This is a genomic window from Kineococcus mangrovi (assembly GCF_041320705.1).
Classification (GTDB): Bacteria; Actinomycetota; Actinomycetes; order Actinomycetales; family Kineococcaceae; genus Kineococcus; species Kineococcus mangrovi.
In genome coordinates, this window is the sequence record NZ_JBGGTQ010000005.1 from 191,497 (window position 1) to 215,937 (window position 24,441).

The 24,441-nt window shown below is 73.4% G+C and carries 22 protein-coding genes and 1 tRNA gene; 19 read left to right on the forward strand and 4 right to left on the reverse strand.

The features are described 5' to 3' along the window. Positions 1–13: 13 nt before the first annotated feature. On the reverse strand, positions 14–1,297 hold the full coding sequence (locus tag AB2L28_RS12265; RefSeq protein ID WP_370719172.1) for a GNAT family N-acetyltransferase: 1,284 nt from the start codon (positions 1,295–1,297) through the stop codon (positions 14–16). A 23-nt stretch (positions 1,298–1,320) separates the two neighbouring features. Between AB2L28_RS12265 and hisF the strand changes: the two genes are divergently transcribed. Further along, positions 1,321–2,094, forward strand: a complete 774-nt coding sequence (gene hisF, locus AB2L28_RS12270; protein ID WP_370719174.1) for an imidazole glycerol phosphate synthase subunit HisF — start codon at positions 1,321–1,323, stop codon at positions 2,092–2,094. 1 nt (position 2,095) lies between these two features. Here the strand turns inward: hisF and AB2L28_RS12275 are convergent, their stop codons facing one another. After that, positions 2,096–2,749, reverse strand: coding sequence for a TIGR03085 family metal-binding protein (locus AB2L28_RS12275; protein WP_370719175.1), 654 nt, complete (start codon positions 2,747–2,749; stop codon positions 2,096–2,098). 61 nt (positions 2,750–2,810) lie between these two features. Here AB2L28_RS12275 and hisI point away from each other — a divergent pair, with 61 nt between their 5' ends. The 10 genes from hisI to AB2L28_RS12325 all read left to right on the forward strand — a co-directional run bounded on the left by hisI (position 2,811) and on the right by AB2L28_RS12325 (position 15,356). Next, positions 2,811–3,173, forward strand: a complete 363-nt coding sequence (gene hisI / locus AB2L28_RS12280; protein ID WP_370719177.1) for a phosphoribosyl-AMP cyclohydrolase — start codon at positions 2,811–2,813, stop codon at positions 3,171–3,173. Continuing rightward, complete coding sequence (locus AB2L28_RS12285; RefSeq protein WP_370719179.1) at positions 3,170–3,778, forward strand: Trp biosynthesis-associated membrane protein; 609 nt, start codon at positions 3,170–3,172, stop codon at positions 3,776–3,778. Before hisI ends, AB2L28_RS12285 begins: the two co-directional genes overlap by 4 nt. A 105-nt stretch (positions 3,779–3,883) precedes the next feature. Continuing rightward, the gene (locus AB2L28_RS12290) at positions 3,884–4,183 is read left to right on the forward strand and encodes an HGxxPAAW family protein (RefSeq protein ID WP_370719181.1); all 300 of its coding nucleotides are present in this window, start codon (positions 3,884–3,886) and stop codon (positions 4,181–4,183) included. Positions 4,184–4,241: 58 nt separating this feature from the next. Beyond that, positions 4,242–5,066 carry an indole-3-glycerol phosphate synthase TrpC gene (gene trpC / locus AB2L28_RS12295; RefSeq protein ID WP_370719182.1) on the forward strand — a complete coding sequence of 275 codons (825 nt, stop codon included), beginning with the start codon at positions 4,242–4,244 and terminating at the stop codon, positions 5,064–5,066. 17 nt (positions 5,067–5,083) lie between these two features. Continuing rightward, on the forward strand, positions 5,084–6,364 hold the full coding sequence (gene trpB, locus AB2L28_RS12300) for a tryptophan synthase subunit beta (protein WP_370719443.1): 1,281 nt from the start codon (positions 5,084–5,086) through the stop codon (positions 6,362–6,364). Beyond that, a complete protein-coding gene (trpA, locus tag AB2L28_RS12305) occupies positions 6,358–7,194 on the forward strand; it encodes a tryptophan synthase subunit alpha (RefSeq protein ID WP_370719444.1) in 837 nt (278 codons plus the stop codon). Before trpB ends, trpA begins: the two co-directional genes overlap by 7 nt. 28 nt (positions 7,195–7,222) lie before the next feature. Beyond that, positions 7,223–8,053 carry a DsbA family protein gene (locus AB2L28_RS12310; protein WP_370719184.1) on the forward strand — a complete coding sequence of 277 codons (831 nt, stop codon included), beginning with the start codon at positions 7,223–7,225 and terminating at the stop codon, positions 8,051–8,053. Then, complete coding sequence (lgt, locus tag AB2L28_RS12315; protein ID WP_370719186.1) at positions 8,050–9,051, forward strand: prolipoprotein diacylglyceryl transferase; 1,002 nt, start codon at positions 8,050–8,052, stop codon at positions 9,049–9,051. The genes AB2L28_RS12310 and lgt overlap by 4 nt, the downstream gene beginning before the upstream one ends. A 247-nt stretch (positions 9,052–9,298) precedes the next feature. Further along, positions 9,299–13,906 carry a glutamate synthase large subunit gene (gltB, locus tag AB2L28_RS12320; protein ID WP_370719187.1) on the forward strand — a complete coding sequence of 1,536 codons (4,608 nt, stop codon included), beginning with the start codon at positions 9,299–9,301 and terminating at the stop codon, positions 13,904–13,906. Beyond that, the gene (locus AB2L28_RS12325) at positions 13,899–15,356 is read left to right on the forward strand and encodes a glutamate synthase subunit beta (RefSeq protein ID WP_370719189.1); all 1,458 of its coding nucleotides are present in this window, start codon (positions 13,899–13,901) and stop codon (positions 15,354–15,356) included. The genes gltB and AB2L28_RS12325 overlap by 8 nt, the downstream gene beginning before the upstream one ends. A 48-nt stretch (positions 15,357–15,404) precedes the next feature. On the opposite strand, the gene AB2L28_RS12330 is transcribed toward AB2L28_RS12325, so the two are convergent. After that, positions 15,405–15,818, reverse strand: a complete 414-nt coding sequence (locus AB2L28_RS12330; protein ID WP_370719191.1) for a hypothetical protein — start codon at positions 15,816–15,818, stop codon at positions 15,405–15,407. A 127-nt stretch (positions 15,819–15,945) separates the two neighbouring features. Here AB2L28_RS12330 and pyk point away from each other — a divergent pair, with 127 nt between their 5' ends. Continuing rightward, positions 15,946–17,385, forward strand: coding sequence for a pyruvate kinase (gene pyk, locus AB2L28_RS12335; protein WP_370719193.1), 1,440 nt, complete (start codon positions 15,946–15,948; stop codon positions 17,383–17,385). A 79-nt stretch (positions 17,386–17,464) separates the two neighbouring features. On the opposite strand, the gene AB2L28_RS12340 is transcribed toward pyk, so the two are convergent. After that, positions 17,465–17,538: transfer RNA gene (locus tag AB2L28_RS12340), tRNA-Leu, on the reverse strand. Between the two features lie 119 nt (positions 17,539–17,657). On the opposite strand from AB2L28_RS12340, the gene AB2L28_RS12345 reads away from it, so the two are divergent. The 7 genes from AB2L28_RS12345 (at position 17,658) to AB2L28_RS12375 (ending at position 24,419) form a co-directional block, all read left to right on the forward strand. Next, positions 17,658–18,275 (forward strand): ANTAR domain-containing response regulator, encoded by a 618-nt coding sequence (locus tag AB2L28_RS12345; RefSeq protein WP_370719195.1) that lies wholly within the window; start codon positions 17,658–17,660, stop codon positions 18,273–18,275. Between the two features lie 316 nt (positions 18,276–18,591). After that, positions 18,592–19,764 (forward strand): branched-chain amino acid ABC transporter substrate-binding protein, encoded by a 1,173-nt coding sequence (locus tag AB2L28_RS12350; RefSeq protein ID WP_370719197.1) that lies wholly within the window; start codon positions 18,592–18,594, stop codon positions 19,762–19,764. A gap of 80 nt (positions 19,765–19,844) precedes the next feature. Further along, the gene (locus AB2L28_RS12355) at positions 19,845–20,834 is read left to right on the forward strand and encodes a branched-chain amino acid ABC transporter permease (RefSeq protein ID WP_370719199.1); all 990 of its coding nucleotides are present in this window, start codon (positions 19,845–19,847) and stop codon (positions 20,832–20,834) included. Further along, positions 20,831–21,985, forward strand: a complete 1,155-nt coding sequence (locus AB2L28_RS12360; protein ID WP_370719200.1) for a branched-chain amino acid ABC transporter permease — start codon at positions 20,831–20,833, stop codon at positions 21,983–21,985. The genes AB2L28_RS12355 and AB2L28_RS12360 overlap by 4 nt, the downstream gene beginning before the upstream one ends. A gap of 58 nt (positions 21,986–22,043) precedes the next feature. Continuing rightward, positions 22,044–22,820: an ABC transporter ATP-binding protein gene (locus AB2L28_RS12365; protein ID WP_370719445.1), complete on the forward strand. Its 777-nt coding sequence runs from the start codon at positions 22,044–22,046 to the stop codon at positions 22,818–22,820. After that, positions 22,817–23,560 (forward strand): ABC transporter ATP-binding protein, encoded by a 744-nt coding sequence (locus AB2L28_RS12370; RefSeq protein WP_370719202.1) that lies wholly within the window; start codon positions 22,817–22,819, stop codon positions 23,558–23,560. The genes AB2L28_RS12365 and AB2L28_RS12370 overlap by 4 nt, the downstream gene beginning before the upstream one ends. 271 nt (positions 23,561–23,831) lie before the next feature. Beyond that, positions 23,832–24,419, forward strand: coding sequence for a GNAT family N-acetyltransferase (locus tag AB2L28_RS12375; RefSeq protein ID WP_370719204.1), 588 nt, complete (start codon positions 23,832–23,834; stop codon positions 24,417–24,419). Positions 24,420–24,441: the final 22 nt, after the last annotated feature.

Consider the following 24,441-nt stretch of genomic DNA (forward strand, 5'->3'; position numbering starts at 1 on the left):
GGCACCGACCCGGTCAGAACCAGGTGGGGCACCACGGCTGCTCCGGCGCGGCCATGAGGGTCTCCAGCGTCCACGCGGCCGCGGGGGTCGCCGCGATGCGCCCCGCCCGCCGCAGCGCCACCGCCGACGTCCCCCCGAGCAGCAGCGAGCCGAGCTCGCCGACCGGCAGGACGACGTCGGGCTCGGCGTCCGTCGTCGTGACCTCGGCGCACACCCAGCCGTCGGCGCCGCAGCGCTGCGGGGCCACGTGCAGCCGCACGTTCGCCCCGGCCAGGCCGAGGGGGTCCTCCACGCGCAGCACGAGGGTGCCGCACCCCAGGTAGCGGCGGGCGGCCAGCGCCCCGGGCACGTCGAGCACCCGCAGCCACAGGAAGTCGTCGACCGGGCCGGTCTGCACCGCCCGCGGATCCACCAGCAGGTGCGGCAGCAGCTCGTCGACGGGCCGGTCCGCGGCCCGGGTCACCCGGACCAGGTCGATGGAGGCGGTGAACTCCCACAGCGCGCGGTAGGCCGCCGGGGTCGTCGCGGTGAGGTCGCGCAGGTGCACCGTGCCGTTCGGGACGCGACCCACCGCGTCGTCGGTGACGTCGTACGCCGCGTACCCGTCGGGGGTCCCGTCCGCGTCCCGGTGCAGGACGGCGTGCCCCCGTGGGCCGAGCCAGCGCCCCTCGCCCCGCCGGCCGGCGGCCTCCCACCACGTCGCGTCGCGCAGCAGACCCCCGGGGCGAGCGCGCCGCGCCGCGTCGTGGACGGCGGCCAGCTCGTCGGTGCGACCGGGCGGGACGAACTCCAGCGACCCCGTCGCCGCGGGGGCGTCCGGGCGGAAGGCGAGGCGGGCGTTGTCGACGACGAGGCTCGTGGCCCGGGTCGCGGCGCCGAACCCGAACCGGCCGTAGATGGGGGCCTCCAGGGCGATGAGCGCCGCGAACGCGTGACCGGCCTCGCGGGCGCGGTCGAGGTCGGCGGTCAGCATCCGCGACAGCAGTCCCCGGCGCCGGTGCGTGGGCAGCACCGTCGCCGTCGAGATCGCGTCCACCCCCACGGGCCCGGCGCCCGGCAGCGTCAGCTCGGAGTCGAACGAGCGCAGGGTCGCCACGACCCGGTCCTCACCGGCCACGGTGTCCCGCACCGCCGTCAGGCGGTGGCCGCGCACCTCGTGCTGGCGGTCCTCGAGGGCCTGCGGGGTCGGTGCCGGCTGCAGGAACGACGTCCGGCTCGGCACCGACCAGGCCCGCAGGGCCTCGCGGTCCTCGGGGTCGACCTGCACCACGCTGACGTCCATCACCCTGTCCGGCACGGCTGCGACGGTACCGTTCCCCCGTGAGCGTCGCCGTCCGTGTCATCCCCTGCCTCGACGTCGACGCCGGCCGCGTCGTCAAGGGCGTCAACTTCACCGACCTGCGCGACGCGGGCGACCCGGTGGAGCTCGCCCGCCGCTACGACGAGCAGGGTGCCGACGAGCTGACCTTCCTCGACGTCACCGCCTCCTCCGGCTCGCGGGAGACGACGTACGACGTCGTCCGGCGCACCGCCGAGCAGGTCTTCATCCCCCTCACCGTCGGCGGTGGCGTCCGCGCCGTCGCCGACGTCGAGAAGCTGCTGCGCGCCGGCGCCGACAAGGTCGGCGTCAACACCGCGGCCATCGCCCGGCCCGAGCTCATCACCGAGATCGCCGAGCGCTTCGGCGCCCAGGTGCTCGTCCTGTCCGTCGACGCCCGCCGCACCTCGCCGGGGGAGCCGGCCACCGCGTCCGGCTACGAGGTCACCACCCACGGCGGCCGCCGCGGCACCGGCCTGGACGCGGTCGAGTGGGCCGCCCGCGCCGCCGAGCTCGGTGCGGGGGAGATCCTGCTGAACTCCATGGACGCCGACGGCACCGAGCAGGGCTTCGACCTCCAGATGCTCACCGAGGTCCGCGCCCGCGTCACCGTCCCGCTCGTGGCCAGCGGCGGGGCCGGCGCGGTGGAGCACTTCCCGCCCGCCGTCGCCGCCGGCGCCGACGCCGTCCTGGCCGCCAGCGTCTTCCACTTCGGCCGGCTGACCGTCGGGGACGTCAAGGACGCCCTGCGCGCGGACGGCGCCCCCGTCCGCTGAGCTACTCGCCCACCGCACCCGGGTGGGTCGAGCGGAACCGGGCGACGGCTCCCGGGGTCCCCTCCACGTGCACCAGCGCGCGCGTGCGCCGCCCGAAGGCGTGCAGCAGCAGCTCGGCGACCGGGCCGGTGACCGCGACCGACTCCGCGCCCGAGCGCACCACCGCCCGCGGGCCGGTCGGCGTCACCAGCACCACGCCCACGGGGCAGCGGCGGTAGGCCACCCGCCCCAGGACCCGCGCGGTGCGCCACAGCGCGTCCTCCTGCGCCCGCGGCAGCTCCCGCGGCCCCCAGCCGGGCTGGGCGCGCAGGACGTCCTCGTGGTGCACGAAGAACTCCGCGGTGTTCACCAGACCGTCCAGGGCCCGCACCCGCAGCGGCCCGTGGGGACCGCTGCGCACCCGCTCGACGAGCTCGTCGAACGGCTGGGACGCCAGCTCGGAGACCACCTTGTCGCGGTGCGGGCGCAACGGCGCCAGCGCCTCGCCGAGGGCCGCGTCGGGTCGGTTGTCGCGCACCGCCAGGTGCACCAGCAGGTCCCGCACGTCCCAGCCCGCGCACAACGTCGGTGCCTCCGGACCGACGCGCAACGCGGTCTCGCACAGCCCGTCCCGTTCACGTCGGGCGTCGCTGGGGTGCCGGGAGGGGAGGGACATGGCGCCGATCGTGCCACCCGGGCGGTCCGGTGCGCGCCCTGGCCGGTGAGAGCATGACCGCGTGTCGTCGCCCGAGCTCGATCCCCGCACCGCCGCCCTCCTCAAGCGTGACCCCGCCGGACTCGTCTGCGCCGTCGTCCAGCAGCACGACACGCACGAGGTCCTCATGGTGGCGTGGATGAACGACGAGGCCCTCGCCCGGACCCTGGCCACCGGCCGCGCCACCTACTGGTCGCGCAGCCGCGGGCAGCTGTGGCGCAAGGGCGACACCTCCGGGCACGTCCAGCACGTGCGCAAGGTCTCCCTCGACTGCGACGGCGACGCCCTGCTGCTCGAGGTCGACCAGGTCGGCGCCGCCTGCCACACCGGCGACCGCACCTGCTTCGAGGCCACCACCCTGCCCCTCGCCACCCCCACCGCGTGAGCACCCCGCTGTCCGCCCAGCGCCCCTCCCGCCGCGGCCCGCTGCTGCTGCTCGCCGCCCTCGGCGCCGTCGCCGCCCTCGGGGCGGGGGCACCGACCTGGGTCAGCGGCCGGGCCGCCACCGCGACCGGGACCGCGGCCGTGCTCGCGGCCGGCCGCGACGCCGCACCCGTGGCCACGGCCCTCGCCCTCGTCAGCCTGGCCGCCGTCGTCGCCTCCACCCTGGGACGGCGCGCGGCGCGCCTGGTCGCCGCGCTCGTCCTCGTCGCCGGCGGGGCCGGGGTCCTCGCCGCCAGCACGGGCCCCGTGCGCGACCCCGCCGCCGCGCTCGCGGCCCCGGCCCGCGCGGCCAGCGGCACGACCGAGGCCCGCGTCCAGGCGGGGGTCGACGTCGCCCCCTGGCCGGTGGTCTCCGCCGTGGGCGGCGGGCTCGTGGCGCTGGCCGGCGGCGGGCTCGTGCTCGGCGCGCGCCGGCGCGAGGCGCCGCGGACCGCGGGCCGCTACGACCGCGACGCCCGTCCCGGCTCCGGTGCGCCCGCCCCGGCGCGACAGGACCCGGCCGCGGCGTGGGACGCGCTGTCGCACGACGAGGACCCGACCCGCTGACCGGGACGGCGACCCGTCCCGGCGCGCGCGGTCGCGAGTCGGTACGGTGTGCGTAGTACCCGGGCGCGCCCGCCGCCCGCCGACGACCCGCCCCGAGGAGCCCCCGTGAGCACCGAGCACAACGACGCGTCCCCCGGGGACACCGCCGGCGCCGTCCGCGAGGCGGACATCATCGACGAGCACGGTCACGGCCACAGCATCGCGGCCTGGGCCGGGGTCGGCGTGTGCCTGCTCGGGTTCCTCATCCTCTGCCTGGCCATCGTCTTCCCGAGCCTGGTCTGGGGGATCGTCGGCAGCGTCGTCATCCTCGCCTCCCTCGTGGTCGCCGGCGCGCTCGCCAAGGCCGGCTACGGCGTCAAGGGCGCCGACGGCAAGCCCGTCGGCCTGGGCCGTCCCCGCCGCTGACCCGCCGGGCACCCGGCCGGCGGACCGGGCCGGGTGCGCCCGGCGATACCCTCGTGGCGTGACAGTCCTCGACGACATCCTGGCCGGCGTCCGCGAGGACCTGGCGGCGCGCAAGGCGCTCACCCCGCTGGAGGAGCTGAAGCAGCGCGCGCACCGCCAGGTGCCCGCCAAGGACGCCCACGCCCTGCTGAAGCCCCGCGACTCCGAGCAGCGCGGGGTCAAGGTCATCGCGGAGGTCAAGCGCAAGAGCCCGTCCAAGGGGGCCCTGGCGGCCATCCCGGACCCGGCCGACCTCGCGGCGCAGTACGAGGCCGGCGGGGCCAGCGTCATCAGCGTGCTCACCGAGCAGCGCCGCTTCGGCGGCAGCCTGGACGACCTGCGGGCCGTCCGCTGCGCCGTCGACGTCCCCGTGCTGCGCAAGGACTTCGTCGTCGAGTCGTACCAGCTGTGGGAAGCCCGCGCCTGGGGGGCCGACGTCGTCCTCCTCATCGTCGCCGCCCTCGAGCAGGAGGCCCTCGTGTCGCTCGTCGAACGCACCCACTCCCTGGGGATGACCGCCCTCGTGGAGGTCCACACCGCCGAGGAGGTCGCGCGCGCCCTGGACGCCGGCGCCCGCGTGGTCGGGGTGAACAACCGCGACCTCAAGACCCTCCGGGTCGACAACGGCACCTTCGCCGACCTCGCCCCGCTCATCCCCGACGGCACGGTCAAGGTCGCCGAGTCCGGCGTCTCCGGTCCGCGCGACGTCGTCGAGTTCGCCCGCGCCGGCGCCGACGCCGTCCTGGTGGGGGAGACGCTCGTCAGGGGCGAGGACCCGCGCCGCGCCGTGGCCGACCTCGTGGCCGCGGGTGCGCACCCGGCCGTGCAGGCGGTGCGCCCGTGACCACGTCGGAAACGCCCCTGACCACGTCCGGCCGCTCCTTCGGCGCCGAGCGCGGGCCCTACTTCGGCGCCTTCGGCGGCCGGTTCGTGCCCGAGGCCCTCGTGGCCGCCCTCGACGAGATCGACGCCGCGCACACCACCGCGATGGCCGACCCCGGCTTCCTGGCCGAGCTGGCCGAGCTGCACCGCACGTACTCCGGCCGGCCGAGCATCCTCACCGAGGTGCCGCGCTTCGCCGCCCACGCCGGGGGTGCCCGTGTCGTCCTCAAGCGCGAGGACCTCAACCACACCGGCTCGCACAAGATCAACAACGTCCTCGGCCAGGCGCTGCTGACCAAGCGGATGGGCAAGCACCGCATCATCGCCGAGACGGGCGCGGGCCAGCACGGCGTCGCGACGGCGACGGCGGCCGCCCTCATGGGCCTGGAGTGCGTCGTCTACATGGGCGAGGAGGACACCCGCCGGCAGGCGCTCAACGTGGCCCGGATGCGGCTGCTCGGCGCCACCGTCGTGCCCGTGAGCGCGGGCAGCCGCACGCTCAAGGACGCCGTGAACGAGGCGTTCCGCGACTGGGTCTCCTCGGTGGACACGACGCACTACGCCTTCGGCACCGTCGCGGGCCCGCACCCGTTCCCGGTGCTCGTGCGCGACTTCCAGCGCATCGTCGGCATCGAGGCGCGCCAGCAGGTCCTCGACCTCACCGGCCGCCTGCCCGACGCCGTCGCGGCCTGCGTCGGCGGCGGGTCCAACGCCATCGGCATCTTCCACGCCTTCCTCGACGACCCGGGCGTCGCGCTGCACGGCTACGAGGCCGGTGGGGACGGCGTGGAGACCGGCCGGCACGCCGCCCCCATCTCCGCGGGCGCGGCCGGGGTCTTCCAGGGCGCGCGCCAGTTCGTCATGCAGGACGAGGACGGGCAGACGGTGGAGTCGCACTCGATCTCCGCCGGGCTGGACTACCCGGGGGTGGGTCCCGAGCACTCCTGGCTCGCCGCCAGCGGTCGCGCCCACTACCACCCGGTCACGGACACGCAGGCCATGGACGCCTTCCGCCTCCTGTGCCGCACCGAGGGGATCATCCCGGCCATCGAGAGCGCCCACGCGCTCGCGGGGGCCCTCGACCTCGGGCGCGAACTGGGCCCGGAGGCCACCGTCCTCGTCAGCCTGTCCGGGCGCGGGGACAAGGACGTGGACACGGCGGCCCGCTGGTTCGGGCTCGTCAGCGACGCCGACCTCGTCGCCTCGGAGGCCGAACGGGTCGCCGACGCGCCCCAGGACACGGAAGGGTCCGGCTGGTGAGCACCGAACTCCAGGACAGCCCGACGGGGACGCGGACGGCGGCCGCGGCCGTCGACGACGCGAAGGCCGAGGGGCGGGCCGCCCTCGTGGCGTACCTGCCCGTGGGCTACCCCGACGTCGACGGGTCGATCGAGGCGGCCAAGGCCGCCGTCGCGGGCGGCGCCGACGTCGTCGAGCTCGGCCTGCCCTACTCGGACCCGACGATGGACGGGGCGACGATCCAGCGGGCCGCCGAGGTCTGCCTGGCCAACCGCACCCGCCCCGCCGACGTCCTGCGCGCGGTCGAGGAGGTGGCCTCCACCGGCGCGGCCGTCCTCGTCATGACGTACTGGCCGCCCGTGGACCGCTACGGCGTCGAGCGCTGGGCCGCGGACCTGGCGAACGCCGGCGGCGCCGGGCTCATCACCCCCGACCTCATCCCCGACGAGGCGGCCGGCTGGCTGGCCGCCAGCCAGGAGCACGACCTCGAGCGCGTCTTCCTCGTCGCCCCCAGCTCCACCGACGCCCGCCTGGAGACGACCGTCCGCGCCAGCCGCGGGTTCGTCTACGCGGCGTCGTTGATGGGAGTCACAGGAACGCGTGCGACCGTGGGCGCGGGTGCCGCCGACCTCGTCCGGCGCACCCGGGCCGCCGGCGCCGAGCGCGTCTGCGTCGGGCTGGGAGTGTCCACCCCCGCGCAGGCCACCGAGGTCGCCGGGTACGCCGACGGCGTCATCGTCGGGTCCGCGTTCGTCCAGCGCCTGCTGGACGCGGACTCGCCCGCCGCCGGTGCGCGGGCCGTCGGGCAGCTGGCCGAAGAGCTGTCCGCCGGCGTCCGCACCCGCCCCTGACGAGCACCCCCGCGGAGGAGAACGAGCGTTGAGCACCAAGAAGCCCGGCGGTCACCCGGCGCGCGCCGCCCAGGCCGAGGACGCCCGCGAGGCGCGGCGGGCCAAGGCCACCGCGCTGCGACAGCGCGAACTGGCCCGCGAGCGCAGCCGCCGCGTGCTGCTCACCAGCATCGCCGTCGTCGTGGTGCTGGCGATCGTCGCCGTCGTGGTGGTCGTCATCGAGCGCTCGCGCCCGGACACCGTGGCGACGGCCGCCCAGGAGGTGCCGCCGAGCGCGAGCGGGATGGGCGCCGGCATCGTCCTGCCGGGCACGCCGGCGCAGGGCGCGCCCACGCTCGACGTCTGGCTGGACTACCAGTGCCCCTACTGCGAACGGTTCGAGACGGCGGCCGGTGACGACGTCGTCCGCCTCGCCGCCGACGGCGAGGCGGAGGTCGTCGTCCACACGGTGACCTTCCTCGACGGCAACCTCGGCAACGACGCCTCCCAGCGCGCCGCCGAGGGCGCTGCCGCTGCCGCCGCCCAGGGCAGGTTCGTCGAGTACAACCGCGTCGTCTTCGCCAACCAGCCGGAGCGGGAGGGCGCCGGGTACACCGACGCCCAGCTGCGCGACTTCGCCGAGCAGGCCGGGGTCCCCGACCTCGCGCAGTGGCAGGCCGCCTACGACGGGCACGCCTACCGCGACTACGTCCAGTCGGTCCAGGACTCGATGGGCGACAACGGCGTCAGCGGGACGCCGACGGTCACGGTGACGCCGGAGGGCGGGCAGAAGCAGGAGATCCCGACGCAGGACCTGCTGGGCTCCGACCCGGCCACCGCCCTCGAGCAGGCGGTCGCCGCCGCGACGACGACCCCGTGATCCCCGCCGCCGCGGGCGCGGTCGCCGCCGCGATCCCCAGCCCCACGGTCGCGGTCTGGCACCTCGGCCCGGTGCCGGTGCGGGCCTACGCGCTGTGCATCGTCGTCGGCATCGTCCTCGGCGTGCTCATCGCCGAGCGGCGCTGGCGGGCGAAGGGCGGTCGCGCGGACTTCGTCCTGGACGTCGCCGTCTGGGCGGTGCCCCTCGGCGTCGTCGGGGCCCGGCTCTACCACGTGATCACCTCCCCCCAGGCGTACTTCGGCGCGGGCGGGGACCCCGTCCGCGCCCTGTACGTGTGGGAGGGCGGCCTGGGGATCTGGGGGGCCATCGCCGGTGGGGCGCTCGGGGCGTGGATCGCCTGCCGCCGCGCGGGGTTCCGCTTCCTGCCGCTGGCCGACGCCATGGCACCGGGTCTGCTCGTCGCCCAGGCGGCGGGCCGGTGGGGCAACTGGTTCAACAACGAGCTCTACGGCCGGGCGACCGACGTCCCGTGGGCGCTGACCGTCCACCGCTGGGACGAGTCGGCGGGCCGGGCGGTCCTGGACGCGCAGGGGAACCCGGAGGTGCTCGGCACCTTCCACCCGACGTTCCTCTACGAGTCGCTGTGGTGCCTGCTCGTCGCCGCCGTCATCGTCCTCGCGGACCGGCGCTGGTCGCTGCGGCACGGGCAGGCGTTCTTCGCCTACGTCGCGCTGTACTGCCTGGGCCGGTCGTACTTCGAGGCCCTGCGCATCGACGACGCGAACCACCTGCTCGGTCTGCGGGTCAACCAGTGGGTCGCGGGTGCCGTGTTCCTCGTCGCACTCGCAGCTTTCATCCGCTCACGCAGGGTGAACGGTGGTCGGGCCGAGGTGCTGGAGCGGGTAGATTCCTCGCCGTCGGCCCCGGCCACCAGCCCGGACGACGCCGCGAGCCAGCCCGGTGGGCCCACCGTCACCGCCCGAGCTGATCGCCCCTCACCGGACCGCGACCCGCGGCCGGACGCGCGGGAGCCGTGACCGAAGCTCGATCACGGTGTGATGGTCCAGTGCACGTGAGCACGGCACCACCCGCGTTACAGTGAGGTGAACGGGGGCCAGCGCCGCCCCTCGTTCGTGGTGCGCGCCCGCCAGGTGCGCGCCTCATCTCGAAGAGACTGACCCGGCTCACCGAGATCCGCCCGCCCGGGCGACCCTCGAGGAGACCCGTCGAGAGACCCCCTGTCCACCGAGGTCCTGGACCTCTCTCTTCAGGACGGTGCACTGCATGTCGCCCCACACGTCCACGCACACCGCGTCGCACCTCGGCCGGCGGGTCCGCCCGCTGCCCTTCACGAGCTTCCCGGACGACGCCGGGCTGTACGACCGCGCGAACGAGAAGGACGCCTGCGGGGTGGCCTTCGTCGCCACCGTGCGCGGTGAAGCGGGCCACGACATCGTCGAGCACGCGCTCACCGCCCTGCGCAACCTCGACCACCGCGGCGCCGTCGGCGCCGAGGCCAACACCGGTGACGGCGCGGGCATCCTCACCCAGGTCCCCGACGAGTTCCTGCGCGCCGTCATGGGCGAGCAGGGCGTGCAGCTGCCCGCCCGGGGCGCCTACGCCGTCGGCAACGCCTTCCTGCCCGCCGAGGAGGCCGAGCGCGCGCAGGCCGTCGCCCGCATCGAGGAGATCGCCGAGGCCGAGGGCCTCGACGTCCTCGGCTGGCGCGACGTCCCGGTGACCGCCGACCTCGTCGGGGCGCAGGCCCGCGCCTGCATGCCGTTCTTCGCCCAGCTCTTCGTCGCCACCCGTACCGACGGGCTGCGCCCGCTGGAGACCGGCGTCGACCTCGACCGCCGGGTGTACGTGCTGCGCAAGCTCGCCGAGCGCGACCTGGGCGTCTACTTCCCGTCGCTGTCGGCGCGGACGATGGTCTACAAGGGCATGCTCACCACCGGCCAGCTCGAGCCGTTCTTCCCCGACCTGTCCGACCGGCGCTTCACGTCCGAGCTGGGCCTGGTCCACTCGCGCTTCTCGACGAACACGTTCCCGAGCTGGCCGCTGGCCCACCCCTTCCGGACCATCGCCCACAACGGCGAGATCAACACGGTCAAGGGCAACCGGAACTGGACCGCCGCGCGCGAGTCGACGATGAGCACCCCGCTCATCCCCGGCGACGTGCAGCGCCTGGGCCCCATCTGCGCCACCGAGGGCTCGGACTCGGCGTCCTTCGACGAGGTCCTCGAGCTGCTGCACCTGGCCGGCCGGTCGCTGCCGCACGCGGTGCTGATGATGGTCCCGGAGGCCTGGGAGAACAACGCGGAGATGGACCCGGCCCGCCGGGCCTTCTACGAGTTCCACTCGATGTTCTCCGAGCCGTGGGACGGGCCGGCCAACCTGACGTTCACCGACGGCACCGTCATCGGCGGCGTCCTGGACCGCAACGGCCTGCGCCCCTCGCGCTACTGGGTGACCGACGACGGGCTCGTCGTGCTGGCCTCGGAGACGGGGGTCCTGGAGCTGGACCCGGCCTCGATCGTGGCCCGCGGCCGCGTCGCCCCCGGCAAGATGTTCCTCGTCGACACGGCCAAGGGCCGCATCGTCGACGACGAGGAGGTCAAGGCCGAGCTCGCGGCCGCCCAGCCCTACGGCGAGTGGCTGAAGAACGTGGTCCGCCTGCCCGACCTGCCTCCGCGCGAGCACATCGTGCACAGCCACGCGTCGGTGACCCGCCGGCAGCAGACCTTCGGGTACACCGAGGAGGAGCTGCGGCTCATCCTCGCCCCGATGGCCCGCGCCGGGGCCGAGCCGATCGGCTCGATGGGCTCGGACACCCCGCTGGCGGTGCTGTCCACCCGTCCGCGGATGCTGTTCGACTACTTCACCCAGCTCTTCGCCCAGGTGACGAACCCGCCGCTGGACGCGATCCGCGAGGAGCTCGTCACCTCGCTCATCACGGTGACCGGCCCGCAGCAGAACGCCCTGTCGGAGTCGGCGGCGCACTGCCACCAGCTCGTCATGCCCTTCCCGGTCATCGACAACGACGAGCTCGCCAAGATCGTCCACATCGACCGCGACCGCCGGAACCCGGGCCGCACGACCCTCGTGGTCAAGGGCCTGTACCGCGTCGCCGGCGGGGGAGCCGAGCTGGCCCGCCGCATCGAGGAGATCCGCGCGGAGGTCTCGCGCGCCATCGCCGACGGCGCCGTCTTCGTCGTGCTGTCCGACCGCGACTCCAACGCCGAGTACGCACCGATCCCGTCGCTGCTGCTGACCTCGGCCGTGCACCACCACCTCGTGCGCCAGAAGCTGCGCACGCAGGTCGGTCTGGTCGTCGAGGCGGGCGACGTGCGCGAGGTGCACCACGTCGCGCTGCTCATCGGCTACGGCGCGGCCGCCATCAACCCGTACCTGGCCATGGAGACGGTCGAGGACCTCGTCCGCCACCAGGTCATCACGACGGTCGACGCGCAGACCGCGGTGCGCAACCTCATCAAGGCGCTCGGCAAGGGCGTCCTGAAGGTCATGTCCAAGATGGGCATCTCCACGGTCGCCTCCTACCGCGGCGCCCAGGTCTTCGAGGCCCTCGGCCTGTCGCAGACCCTCGTCGACGAGTACTTCACGGCCACCACCTCCCGCCTCGGTGGGGTCGGGCTGGACGTGCTGGCCGAGGAGGTCGCCCAGCGCCACCGCCTCGCCTACCCCGTCGAGGGGCAGGAGCGCGCGCACCGCACCCTGGAGACGGGCGGGGAGTACCAGTGGCGCCGCGAGGGCGAGCCGCACCTGTTCGACCCCGAGACCGTCTTCCAGCTGCAGCACTCGACGCGTTCGCGGAACGAGGCCCTGTTCCGCAAGTACACCTCGCGGGTCGACGAGCAGTCCGAGCGCCTCATGACGCTGCGCGGTCTGCTGCAGCTGAAGAAGGGCGCGCGCGAACCGGTGGCGATCGACGAGGTCGAACCCGTCAGCGAGATCGTCAAGCGCTTCTCCACCGGCGCGATGAGCTACGGCTCCATCTCCCAGGAGGCGCACGAGGTCCTCGCCGTGGCGATGAACCGCCTCGGTGGCCGGTCGAACTCCGGGGAGGGCGGGGAGGACGTCGAGCGCCTGTACGACCCCGAGCGCACCTCGAGGGTGAAGCAGATCGCCTCGGGCCGCTTCGGCGTCACGAGCAACTACCTCACCTCGGCCACCGACCTGCAGATCAAGGTCGCCCAGGGGGCCAAGCCCGGTGAGGGCGGTCAGCTGCCCGGGCACAAGGTGTACCCGAACATCGCCAGGACGCGGCACTCCACGCCGGGCGTGGGTCTCATCTCGCCGCCGCCGCACCACGACATCTACTCGATCGAGGACATCGCCCAGCTCATCCACGACCTGAAGAACGCGAACCCGGCCGCCCGGGTGCACGTGAAGCTGGTCTCGGAGGTCGGGGTCGGCACGGTCGCGACGGGCGTGTCCAAGGCCAAGGCCGACGTCGTGCTCATCTCCGGGGCCGACGGCGGGACGGGGGCCGCACCGCTGACGAGCCTGAAGCACGCCGGTGGTCCCTGGGAGCTCGGCCTGGCCGAGACCCAGCAGACGCTCGTCGTCAACGGGCTGCGCGACCGCATCACCGTGCAGGTCGACGGGCAGTTCAAGACGGGCCGCGACGTCGTCATCGCCGCGCTGCTCGGCGCGGAGGAGTACGGCTTCGCTACCGCTCCGCTCGTCGTCTCGGGCTGCATCATGATGCGCGTCTGCCAGCTCGACACCTGCCCCGTCGGCGTCGCGACGCAGAACCCCGAGCTGCGCGCCCGGTTCACCGGCAAGGCCGAGTACGTCGTGAACTTCTTCGAGTTCGTGGCGCAGGAGGTCCGCGAGCTGCTGGCCTCCCTGGGCTTCCGCTCCCTGGAGGAGGCCGTCGGGCACGTCGAGGTCCTGGACACCCGCCGCGCGGTGGCGCACTGGAAGGCCTCCGGGCTGGACCTGGCGCCGATCCTGCACGCTCCCGTGGGTCCGGAGGGCTCGACCCTGCACCGCTCCACGACGCAGGACCACGGGCTGGAGAAGGCCCTGGACCACGTCCTCGTCGAACGCGCCGCCGACGCCCTCGTCAGCGGCACGCCGGTGCGGATCGAGCTGCCCGTGCGCAACGTCAACCGGACGGTCGGCACCCTGCTCGGCCACGAGCTGACGAAGAAGTGGGGCGAGGAGGGGCTGCCCGAGGGCACCGTCGACGTGACGTTCACGGGGTCCGCGGGCCAGTCGTTCGGCGCGTTCCTGCCCCGCGGCATCACGCTGCGGCTGTTCGGCGACGCCAACGACTACGTCGGCAAGGGCCTGTCCGGCGGCACGGTCGTCGTGCGTCCCGACACCGCGTCGGGCTCGCGCGACCGCGACATCGTGGCGGGCAACGTCATCGCCTACGGCGCGACGAGCGGCAAGCTCTTCCTGCGCGGTGAGGTGGGGGAGCGGTTCTGCGTCCGCAACTCCGGCGCCACCGCCGTCGTGGAGGGGGTGGGCGACCACGCGCTGGAGTACATGACCGGCGGTGAGGTCGTCGTCCTCGGCCGCGTCGGGCGCAACGTGGCCGCGGGCATGTCGGGCGGGTTCGCCCACGTGCTCGACCTGAAGGAGTCCCGCGTCAACCGCGACATGGTCGACGTCGTCCCGCTCGACGACGAGGCCGCCGCGCGCGTCCACGACCTGCTCGTGGCCCACCGCGAGCACACCGACTCCACCGTCGCCGCCAAGCTCCTGTCCGACTGGGGGGCCGCGCGGCAGCGCTTCTCGACGATCGTCCCGCGGGACTACGCCCGCGTGCTCGAGGTCCGCGCCCAGGCCGTCTCCGACGGTCTGGAACCGGACTCCGACGCCGTGCTCACCCGCATCATGGAGGCTTCGCATGGTTGACCCCCGGGGGTTCCTCAAGGTCCGCGAGCGGGAACTGCCGCCGCGCCGGCCCGTCCCGCTGCGCCTGATGGACTGGCGCGAGGTGTACGAGAAGCAGGACCAGCAGCAGCTGCAGCGCCAGGCCGGCCGCTGCATGGACTGCGGCATCCCGTTCTGCCACAACGCGTGCCCGCTGGGGAACCTCATCCCCGAGTGGAACGACCTCGTCAGCCGCGGTGACATGCGCGCGGCCATCGAGCGCCTGCACGCCACGAACAACTTCCCGGAGTTCACCGGGAAGCTGTGCCCGGCCCCGTGCGAGTCGGCGTGCGTGCTCGGCATCAACCAGCCGCCGGTGACCATCAAGCAGGTCGAGGTGATGATCGCCGAGAACGCCGCCGAGGCCGGCTGGATGACCCCGCAGGTGCCCGAACGCCTCACGGGCAAGACCGTCGCGGTCGTCGGGTCCGGCCCGGCCGGGCTCGCTGCCGCGCAGCAGCTGACCCGGTCCGGGCACACCGTCGTCGTCTACGAGCGCGACGACGCCATCGGCGGGCTCATGCGGTACGGCATCCCCGAGTTCAAGATGGAGCGGGCGGTGCTGGACCGCCGCCTCGCGCAGATGGAGGCCGAGGGCACCCGCTTCCGGGCCGGCGTCGACATCGGCGCGGACATCACCGGTGAGCAGTTGCGCGAACGCTTCGACGCGGTCGTCGTGGCCACCGGCGCCACCCAGTGGCGCGAGGTGGACCTGCCCGGCCGCGACCTCGCCGGCATCCACCAGGCCATGGAGTACCTGCCGCCGACGAACCGGGTCGCCGTGGGCCAGGAACCCCCCGCCGACCACGTCGACGCCCGGGGTCTCGACGTGGTCGTCATCGGCGGCGGCGACACCGGTTCGGACTGCTACGGCACCGCCCTGCGCCAGGGGGCGCGGTCGGTCACCCAGCTCGACATCTACCCGATGGCGCCCGAGGACCGGGCCGAGCACGAGCCGTGGCCGACGATGCCGAAGGTGTTCTCGGTGTCCTCCTCCCACGAGGAGGGGGGCGACCGGAAGTTCTCCGCCTCCACCCGGGCGTTCGTGGGCGAGGACGGCGAGGTCACCGCTCTGCGCATCGTCGAGGTCACCAAGGTCGACGGCGTCTGGACGCCGGTGGAGGGGACCGAGCAGGACCTGCCGGCCCAGCTCGTGCTGCTGGCCATCGGGTTCGCCGGGCCCGAGCACGGCGGCCTCGTCGGTCAGCTCGGCCTGGAGGCCGACGCCCGCACCCGCTTCACCCGCACGCCGGGCTACGCGACGGGCACCCCGGGCGTGTTCGTGGCCGGTGACGCGGGCCGCGGGCAGTCCCTCATCGTCTGGGCGATCGCCGAGGGCCGGGCGTGCGCCGCGGCCGTCGACGAGTTCCTCATGGGCGACACGGCGCTGCCCTCGCCCATCAGGGCCGACGCGGTGCCGTTGACTGCCTGATCGTCGCGCGTCCCCGGTGCCGACGAGGCCCGGGTCACCGGCGCGCCACTACCAGCGCTCGACCTCGTCGCGGTCGAAGGTCCACACCGCCTGGTCCGAGAGCACCGTCACGTCGGCGGCGTACCCGGCCAGGTCGCGGGCGGTGGCGGCGGCCGTGACGCGGCCCAGGGCGTGCCGGGCGGCGCCCTCGGCGTCCAGCCCGTCCCCGTCGACGCTGATGACGACGTCGTGCTCCGGGGCGTGCGCGCCGGCCAGCGCGCGTTCGACGCGCGGGTGCGCCGCGCGCAGGTCCGACAGCAGACCGGCCAGCGCCCCCCGCGGCCAGTCCCCGACCTCGTGCAGGCGCACGTACACGGCGTACTCGTGCTCCAGCGACTCCTCGACGACCTCGTCGACCTCCCGTTCGAAGTCGAGGTCCCGGGTGGGGGCCGTCTCGTCGCGCTGCGGTTCCTGCGTGTTCACGCGGCCATGGTGGGGGCGGGGTCGGGACCGCGCACGTCGGCGACCCCCGGGTGGCCGTGCGGTGACGGTCCGGGGTCCGGCGCGCCCCACGCGTCGGGTGGCGGGACGGGCGGAATAGGCTCGGGGCATGCGCAGAGCGAAGATCGTCTGCACCCTCGGACCCGCCGTGGCCGGTCCCGAAGGGTTGCGGTCACTGGTGGACGCCGGGATGGACGTCGCCAGGATGAACTTGAGCCACGGCTCCCACGACGACCACCGGGCGAACTTCGAGGGGGTGCGTGCCGCCGCCGAGGCCACGGGCCGGTCCGTCGCGATCCTCGCGGACCTGCAGGGTCCGAAGATCCGCCTCGGGAAGTTCGCCGACGGCCCGCACGCCCTCGCCGTCGGGGACGTCTTCACGATCACGACCGAGGACGTCGTCGGCACGAAGGACGTGTGTTCCACGACGTACGGGGGCCTGACGGGCGACGTCGCGGTGGGCGACCGGATCCTCATCGACGACGGCAAGGTCGGCCTGGAGGTCACCGCCGTCGACGGCCCCCGCGTCGTCACGAAGGTGACCGTCCCCGGGCCCGTCAGCAACAACAAGGGCATCAACCTGCCCGGCGTGGCCGTCAGCGTCCCGGCGTTGTCCGAGAAGGACGTCGAGGACCTCCGCTTCGCCCTCCGCCTCGGTGTCGACATGGTGGCGCTGTCCTTCGTGCGCTCGGCGGCCGACGCCGAGGACGTCCACGCGATCATGGACGAGGAGGGCGTCACCGTCCCCGTCATCGCCAAGGTGGAGAAGCCGCAGGCCGTCGAGAACCTGCGCGAGGTCGTCGCGGCCTTCGACGGCATCATGGTCGCCCGCGGCGACCTGGGCGTCGAGCTGCCGCTGGAGGAGGTGCCGCTGGTCCAGAAGCGCGCCATCGAGCTCGCCCGCCGCCAGGCCAAGCCCGTGATCGTCGCCACGCAGATGCTCGAGTCGATGATCACCGCGCCCCGGCCCACGCGCGCCGAGGCCTCCGACTGCGCGAACGCCGTCCTCGACGGCGCGGACGCGCTCATGCTCTCGGGCGAGACGAGCGTGGGGGCGTTCGCGTTCGAGGCGGTGCGCACGATGGCGCGCATCATCGAGAACACCGAGACCCACGGCGCGGACCGCATCGCGGCCCTGGGCACCGTCCCGCACACCAAGGGCGGCGCCATCACGCTGGCGGCCTCGGAGATCGGCAAGCAGCTCGACGCCAAGCTGCTCGTCACCTTCACCCAGTCCGGTGACTCCGCCCGCCGCCTGTCCCGCCTGCGCGCCCAGATCCCCCTCGTGGCCTTCACGGCCGAGGAGACGACGCGCCGCCGCCTGGCGCTGTCGTGGGGCGTGGACTCGCAGTACGCCGCGTTCATCTCCACGACCGACGAGATGGTCAAGGAGGTCGACCGCCGACTGCTGGAGATGGGCCGCTGCGCCGTCGGCGACCTCGTCGTCATCGTCGCCGGTGCCCCGCCCGGGATCGTCGGGTCGACGAACGCCGTGCGGGTGCACCGCATCGGCGACGCGACGGCCGGGGTGTCCAGCGCCTACGCCTGAGCCCCGACGTGAGGAGAGCCCCGGAGCAGCTGCTCCGGGGCTCTCCGCGTCCCGCGGTCCTGCCCGCGGTACCGCGCGGTGCCCTGGGTGGGATTCGAACCCACACTGGATCGAGTTTGAGTCGATTGCCTCTGCCGGTTGGGCTACCAGGGCGCGTACCGAGCACCCTACAAGGACCGGGGACCTCCTCCGCGCGGGCGGGTGCGGGCCGGCGACGACGGCCGGTAGTAGGTGCGGTGCGCACCGGCCGGGCCACCGACTAGGATGCCCGGGTGACGAACACTGCCGACACCACCGCCGCGTCCGCCACGACCACACGTCGGGTGGTCGTCGCGGAGGACGAGGCCATCATCCGTCTCGACATCGTCGAGATGCTCACCGAGGCCGGCTACGACGTCGTGGGCCAGGCCGGGGACGGCGAGCAGGCCGTGGCCCTCGCCGAGGAGCACAAGCCCGACCTCGTCGTCATGGACATCAAGATGCCCGTCCTGGACGGCATCTCCGCCGCCGAGCGGATCGCCAAGGCGCGCATCGCCCCCGTCGTCCTGCTCACCGCGTTCTCCCAGGCCGAGCTCGTCGAGCGCGCCCGCGACGCCGGTGCCATGGCCTACGTCGTCAAGCCGTTCACCTCGGCCGACCTGCTGCCCGCCGTCGAGATCGCGGTGAGCCGCTACCAGCAGATCATGACCCTCGAGGACGAGGTCGCCGACCTCGCCGACCGCTTCGAGACGCGCAAGCTCGTCGACCGCGCGAAGTCGAAGCTGCAGACGCAGTTCGGGATGAGCGAGCCCGAGGCGTTCCGCTGGATCCAGAAGACCTCGATGGACAAGCGCCTCACGATGCGCGAGGTCGCCAACACCGTCATCAGCGCCGGCGACGACCGCGGCTGAGCGCCGCCCCGGCCCGTCCCGACGGCCCCGCACCCCACCGGGTGCGGGGCCGTCGTGCTGCCACCGCCGCGTCGTCGCCGTGCCGTGTCGTCGTCGTGTCGTCGCCCACGGTGGGGAACAGGTGCATCTGCGCAGTTCAGGCGCCTCACGGTGGCCGATGTGTGTAACGACCCGGTGAACTCGCGCACGGAATCCGCCCCAGCGGTGCGGCCGACCCCTAGTGTTCACTCCGGCTCCACCGCTCCCGGGTGGCGCTCACGAGAACGCGCGTCGTGGCGCGTGCTCTCGTGCCCTCTCCTCCAGGAGGACAAGCCCAGTGCGCTCCATCGTCAAACTCGCGGCCCCGGCCGCGGCGGCCGCCCTCCTGCTGGCCGCGTGCGGCACCACCGGTGGGGACGACACCTCCTCCGGTTCGGCGTCCGGATCCTCGGGGGGCGACTGCCCCGACGGCATCAGCATCGGGTTCTTCGGCGCCCTCACCGGCCCGAACGCCAACCTGGGCGTGAACATCAACAACGGGGTCAAGCTCGCCGTCGACCAGCACAACGCCGAGTCCGGTGCCTGCCAGGTGACGCTGAAGCCCTTCGACTCCCAGGGCGACCAGAACCAGGCCCAGGGCCAGGCGCAGCAGGCCGTCGGCGACTCCGAGGTCGTCGGCATCGTGGGCCCGGCCTTCTCGGGTGAGTCCAAGGTCGCCGACCCGATCCTCGCCGAGGCCGGCCTCGTCGGGATCTCGCCGTCGGCGACGAACCCGGCGCTGGCCGACAACGGCTGGAAGACGTTCTTCCGCGTCCTGGGCAACGACGCCACGCAGGGCCCGGCCGCCGCGAAGTTCATCACCGGCACCCTGGGCAAGCAGAAGGTGTACGTCGTCGACGACTCCTCCGAGTACGGCAAGGGACTGGCCGACATCGTCCGCGAGGACCTCGGCAGCGCCGACGTCAAGGACAACACCGTCCAGACCGGGCAGACGGACTTCTCGGCCGTCGTCGCCGACATCCGCGCCTCAGGTGCCGACGCGGTGTTCTTCGGCGGGTACTACTCCGAGGCGGGTCTGCTGCTCAAGCAGATGCGCGACGCGGGCCTGAGCGACGACCAGGTCACCTTCGTCAGCGACGACGGCGCCAAGGACGAGGGGCTCATCACCGCGGCCGGTGCGCAGGCCGCCGAGGGCGCCTACGTGACCTGCCCGTGCCTGCCGCCGGACCAGGCCGAGGGCAGCTTCGTGGAGGACTACACCGCCGCCTACGGCACGGCCCCGGCGACGTACTCCGCGGAGGGTTACGACGCGGCGACGATCCTGCTCGACGGGATCGCCGACGGGAAGACGACGCGCGAGGACCTGCTGTCCTACGTCGCGTCCTACGACGAGCCGGGCGTGACCAAGCAGCTGAAGTTCGACGACAAGGGCGAGCCGAGCTCGGTCAGCGTCTGGTCCTACAGGGTCGAGGGCGGCGAGATCGTGGCCGACCAGGAGATCGACTCCTGACGCCCTGACGGCCCCATCCGCTCCCCGGCGGGTGGGGCCGTCCCACGTCCGACCGTCCCCGTCAGCTCACCTCACCCCGGGTGGTTCCCCTGTCCACGTTCCTCGACCTGACCTTCACGGGTCTGGTGATCGGTGCGATCTACTCGCTCTTCGCGCTCGGCTACACGCTCGTCTACGGCGTCCTGCGCCTCATCAACTTCGCCCACTCCGAGGTCTTCATGTGGGGCAGCTTCGGCGCGGTCTGGGCGATGACCTTCCTCGGGTCGCGCCAGGGCATGGCCTGGCCCGCTGCCGTCGGCCTGCTGCTCGTCGCCCTCGTGGTGGCCATGGCGGTCAGCGGCGGGGTCGCGCTCGTCGTGGAGCGCATCGCCTACCGGCGGTTGCGGGAGAAGAAGGCCCCGCCGCTGGTCGCGCTCATCTCCGCCATCGGCGCCTCGTTCATGCTCTCCGAGCTCATGGGTCTGCGGGACCGGATCGCCGGCTGGGTGGGTCTCGACGGCGTCCTGGCCCCGTACGTCCGGCAGGCCCGCGAGAACACCGCCTTCGTGAACCCGCTGCCGAACGTCACCGTCCTGTCGGCCGGCGGTTTCGAGGTCCGCAGCAACCAGCTCATCGTCCTCGTCGGTGCCATCGTCATGATGATCGCCCTCGACCAGTTCGTGTCCCGCTCCCGGCTCGGCCGCGGCGTGCGCGCGGTGTCCCAGGACCCCGAGGCCGCCGCCCTCATGGGCGTCAACCAGCAGCGGGTCGTCCAGCTGACCTTCCTCATCGGCGGTCTGATGGCCGGCGCGGCCGCTGTCCTGTACCTCATCCACATCCCGGTCACCCGGTACAACGTCGGCTTCATCCTGGGCATCAAGGCGTTCACGGCCGCGGTCCTGGGTGGCATCGGGAACATCCGCGGTGCTCTCGTCGGCGGTCTCGTGCTGGGGCTGGTGGAGAACTACGCGACGTTGTTCGGGCTGGCCAGCTCGTGGAAAGACGTCGTGTCGTTCCTCCTGCTGGTCGTGGTCCTGTTGTTCCGCCCCACCGGCATCCTCGGTGAGTCCCTCGGGAAGGCCCGCGCATGAGCACCGACACCGTCACCGCCAAGGCTCCGGCGCGCCCGTCCTTCGCCGACCGCTGGACGGCGCTGCCCCGTCCGGTGCAGATCCTCATCTGGTGCGCCATCGCGGTGTTCTTCTTCGTCCTGCCGCTGCTGAACCTGCCCATCCTGTCCACCCCGGACGCCGAGTTCGGTGCCGTGCTGGCCACCGTCGCGAACTACGCGCTCGTCGCGCTGGGCCTGAACATCGTGCTCGGGTACGCCGGTCTGCTCGACCTGGGGTACGTCGGGTTCTACGCCATCGGCGCGTACACCGTCGGCGTCTTCGGTTCCCTGCACGGGCAGGTGAACTGGTTCGTCCTCATCGTCATGGCGGTCACGATCTCCACGGCGTCCGGCCTGCTGCTGGGTGCCCCGACGCTGCGCGTGCGGGGGGACTACCTCGCGATCGTGACCCTCGGTTTCGGGGAGATCATCCGGCTCACCGCGCTGAACTCGGAGTGGCTGAACCAGGCCCGCGGCATCACCGGCATCCCGCGGCCACCCTCGACCGAGCTGTTCGGGCTGCCCAGCCTCGTCTGGGACGGGGCGACGGCCAAGGTCGACCTCGGTGAGGGCGCCCGGTCGGTGTTCTTGAAGTTCGGGCTCATCGACGCGGTGCCGTACTACTGGCTCTCGCTCATCGTCATCGTCATCGTGATCTTCGCGGACAAGCTGCTGCAGGCCAGCCGCGTGGGTCGGGCGTGGGAGGCGACCCGCGAGGACGAGGAGGCCGCCGAGCTCAACGGCGTCCCGACCTTCCGGTTCAAGCTGCTGGCCTTCGCCATGGGCGCGTTCGTGGGGGGTCTGTCCGGGGCGCTCTACGCCAGCCGCATCGGCGCCATCAACCCCGACTCGTTCATGATCCAGCTGTCGATGATGTTCCTGGCCGCCGTCGTCATCGGGGGGCAGGGCAACCGCTGGGGCGCCATCGCCGGCGGTGTCGTCGTGGCCTACCTGCCCGAGCGGTTCCGCGAGTTCGCCGACTTCCGCATCGTGGTCTTCGGTCTGCTCCTGCTGCTGCTGGCCAACTTCCGCCCACAGGGGCTGCTGCCCCCGCGTCGGGCCCGGCGGGCCCAGCGCGCCGACGACGCGACCACACGACTCGAGGGGACCGAGGAGGGCGCTCGTGCCTGAAACGACCGAGGGCACCACGACCGCAGCTCCCCGCGAGTTCGGTCCGCCCCTGCTGACCATGGAGGACGTCACGTTGCGGTTCGGCGGGGTCGTCGCCCTCGACGGCGTCTCCTTCGACATCCGCCAGGGTGAGATCCTGGGCCTCATCGGCCCCAACGGGGCCGGCAAGACGACGTGCTTCAACGCCCTCACCGGCGTCTACCAGCCGACCGAGGGCCGCGTCGTCTTCGACGGCGAGGCGTTGGGCCGGCGCAAGCGCTACCAGATCAACCGGCTCGGGATCGCCCGCACGTTCCAGAACATCCGGCTGTTCGGCAACATGACGGCACGCGAGAACGTCCTCGTGGGCGCGGACTCCCACCACCGCTCCGGTGTCGTGAACTCGCTGTTCCGGCTGCCGCGGCACCGGCGCGAGACCCGCGAGGGGCACGCGCTGGCCGAGGAGCTGCTGGAGATGATGGACCTCGGCCACCGCGCGGACGACTTGGCGCGCAACCTGTCCTACGGCGAGCAGCGCCGGTTGGAGATCGCCCGGGCGCTGGCGACCCGGCCCAAGCTGCTGTGCCTGGACGAACCGGCCGCCGGGTTCAACCCCGTCGAGAAGCAACGCCTCATGGACCTCATCCGCAAGGTCCGCGACCTGGGCAACACCGTCCTGCTCATCGAGCACGACATGCGCCTGGTCATGGGCGTCACCGACCGCATCGTCGTGCTGGAGTTCGGCAAGAAGATCGCCGAGGGCCTGCCCGCCGACATCCGCAACGACCCGGCCGTCATCGCCGCCTACCTCGGCGTCGACGACGACCAGCTCTCCGACGAGGACGAGGAACTGTGACGACCACCGCAGGCGCGGACGACCAGCTCGTCGTCACCGACCTCAGCGTCAACTACGGCCGCATCGAGGCCATCCGGGACGTGTCGTTCACGGTGCCGACCGGCGCCATCGCCACGCTCATCGGCGCCAACGGCGCGGGCAAGACGACGACGCTGAAGACCGTGTCCGGTCTGCGCACGGTGCGCACGGGCTCGATCGTCTTCGAGGGCGAGGACATCACCAAGGTGCCCTCCCACAAGCTCGTCGTGCGCGGTCTGTGCCAGGCGCCGGAGGGTCGCGGGACGTTCGTGGGGATGACGGTCGAGGAGAACCTCGACATGGGGGCCTACACCCGCAAGGACCGCCGGACGGCGGCCTACCGGCAGGACCTCGACCGGGTCTTCTCGTTGTTCCCGCGCCTGGCCGAGCGCCGCTCCCAGGTCGCCGGGACGATGTCCGGCGGGGAGCAGCAGATGCTGGCCATCGGGCGCGCCCTCATGAGCCGGCCCCGCGTGCTCCTGCTCGACGAGCCGTCCATGGGGTTGGCGCCCAAGCTCATCCAGCAGATCTTCTCGATCATCGTGGAGATCAACCAGCAGGGCACCACCGTGCTGCTCGTGGAGCAGAACGCCGCCCAGGCCCTGCGCATCTCCGACGTCGCCTACGTCCTGGAGACCGGCACGGTGGTGCGTTCGGGCACCGGCGCCGAGCTCGCCGCCGACGACTCCATCCGCGCCGCCTACCTCGGCGGCGACGTCTAGCCCGTCCACAGCCCTGACGGGGGGTCGTCGTCCGGCGCGCCGGCACCGGACGACGATCCCCCGGGGTGGACCCCGGTAGTGGCTCGCTGTCGATCACTGGGCACTGCGGGTGAAGGTCACGACCTGATCGCGGCGGGATCTTCCCCCGGCGCCCACCGTGCCCTAGTGTCCGGCGCAGTCGCCCTCTCCGAGGAGGGGACCACCGGAGCGGGGGCCCGGTCTGCTTCGTCGTGCGCACCGGGCGGTGCGCCGCGCGGAAGGGGATCCACCCGTGGCACGACCCGCAGTCGAGGTCCGCGACGCCGGTACCGGCGACGTCGACGTCCTCATGGAGCTCTACGCCTCCGCCCGCTTCGACCAGGCGCAGCTGCGGGCCTCCGTCGAGAACGTGCGCGCCCGCCTCGTCCGCGCCCTGACGAGCGGTGAGGTGCGCGTCCTCCTGGCCTTCTGCGGGTCCGAGCCGGCCGGTTACGCGCTCCTGACGACCTCCCCGCTGCTGCCGCTGGGCAACTGCGCGGGCCCGAGCATCGAGCACCTCCACGTCGTGCCGGGGCTGCGCCGCCGCGGCGTGGGCCGGGCCCTGCTGCGCCGCGCCGTCCACGTCGCCGAGAGCGAGGGGGCCGACCAGATCGCCTGCACGGTGCTGCCGGGGGACCGGGACTACACCCGCTACCTGGCGCGCCTGGGGTTCGCCCCCGTCGTCGTGCGCCGCGCGGTCTCGCTGTCCGTGCTGCGCCGGCGCCTGTCCGACGGTCCGGCCGCGGCCGTCCACACGACCGACGTGGTGGCCCGGCGCAGGTCGCTGCGGGCGCGGTTGGCCCGCTCCGGTGGCGGCGTCGAGGTCCCCACCGCGAGCTGACCGGCGCTCCGCGCCGGCTCCA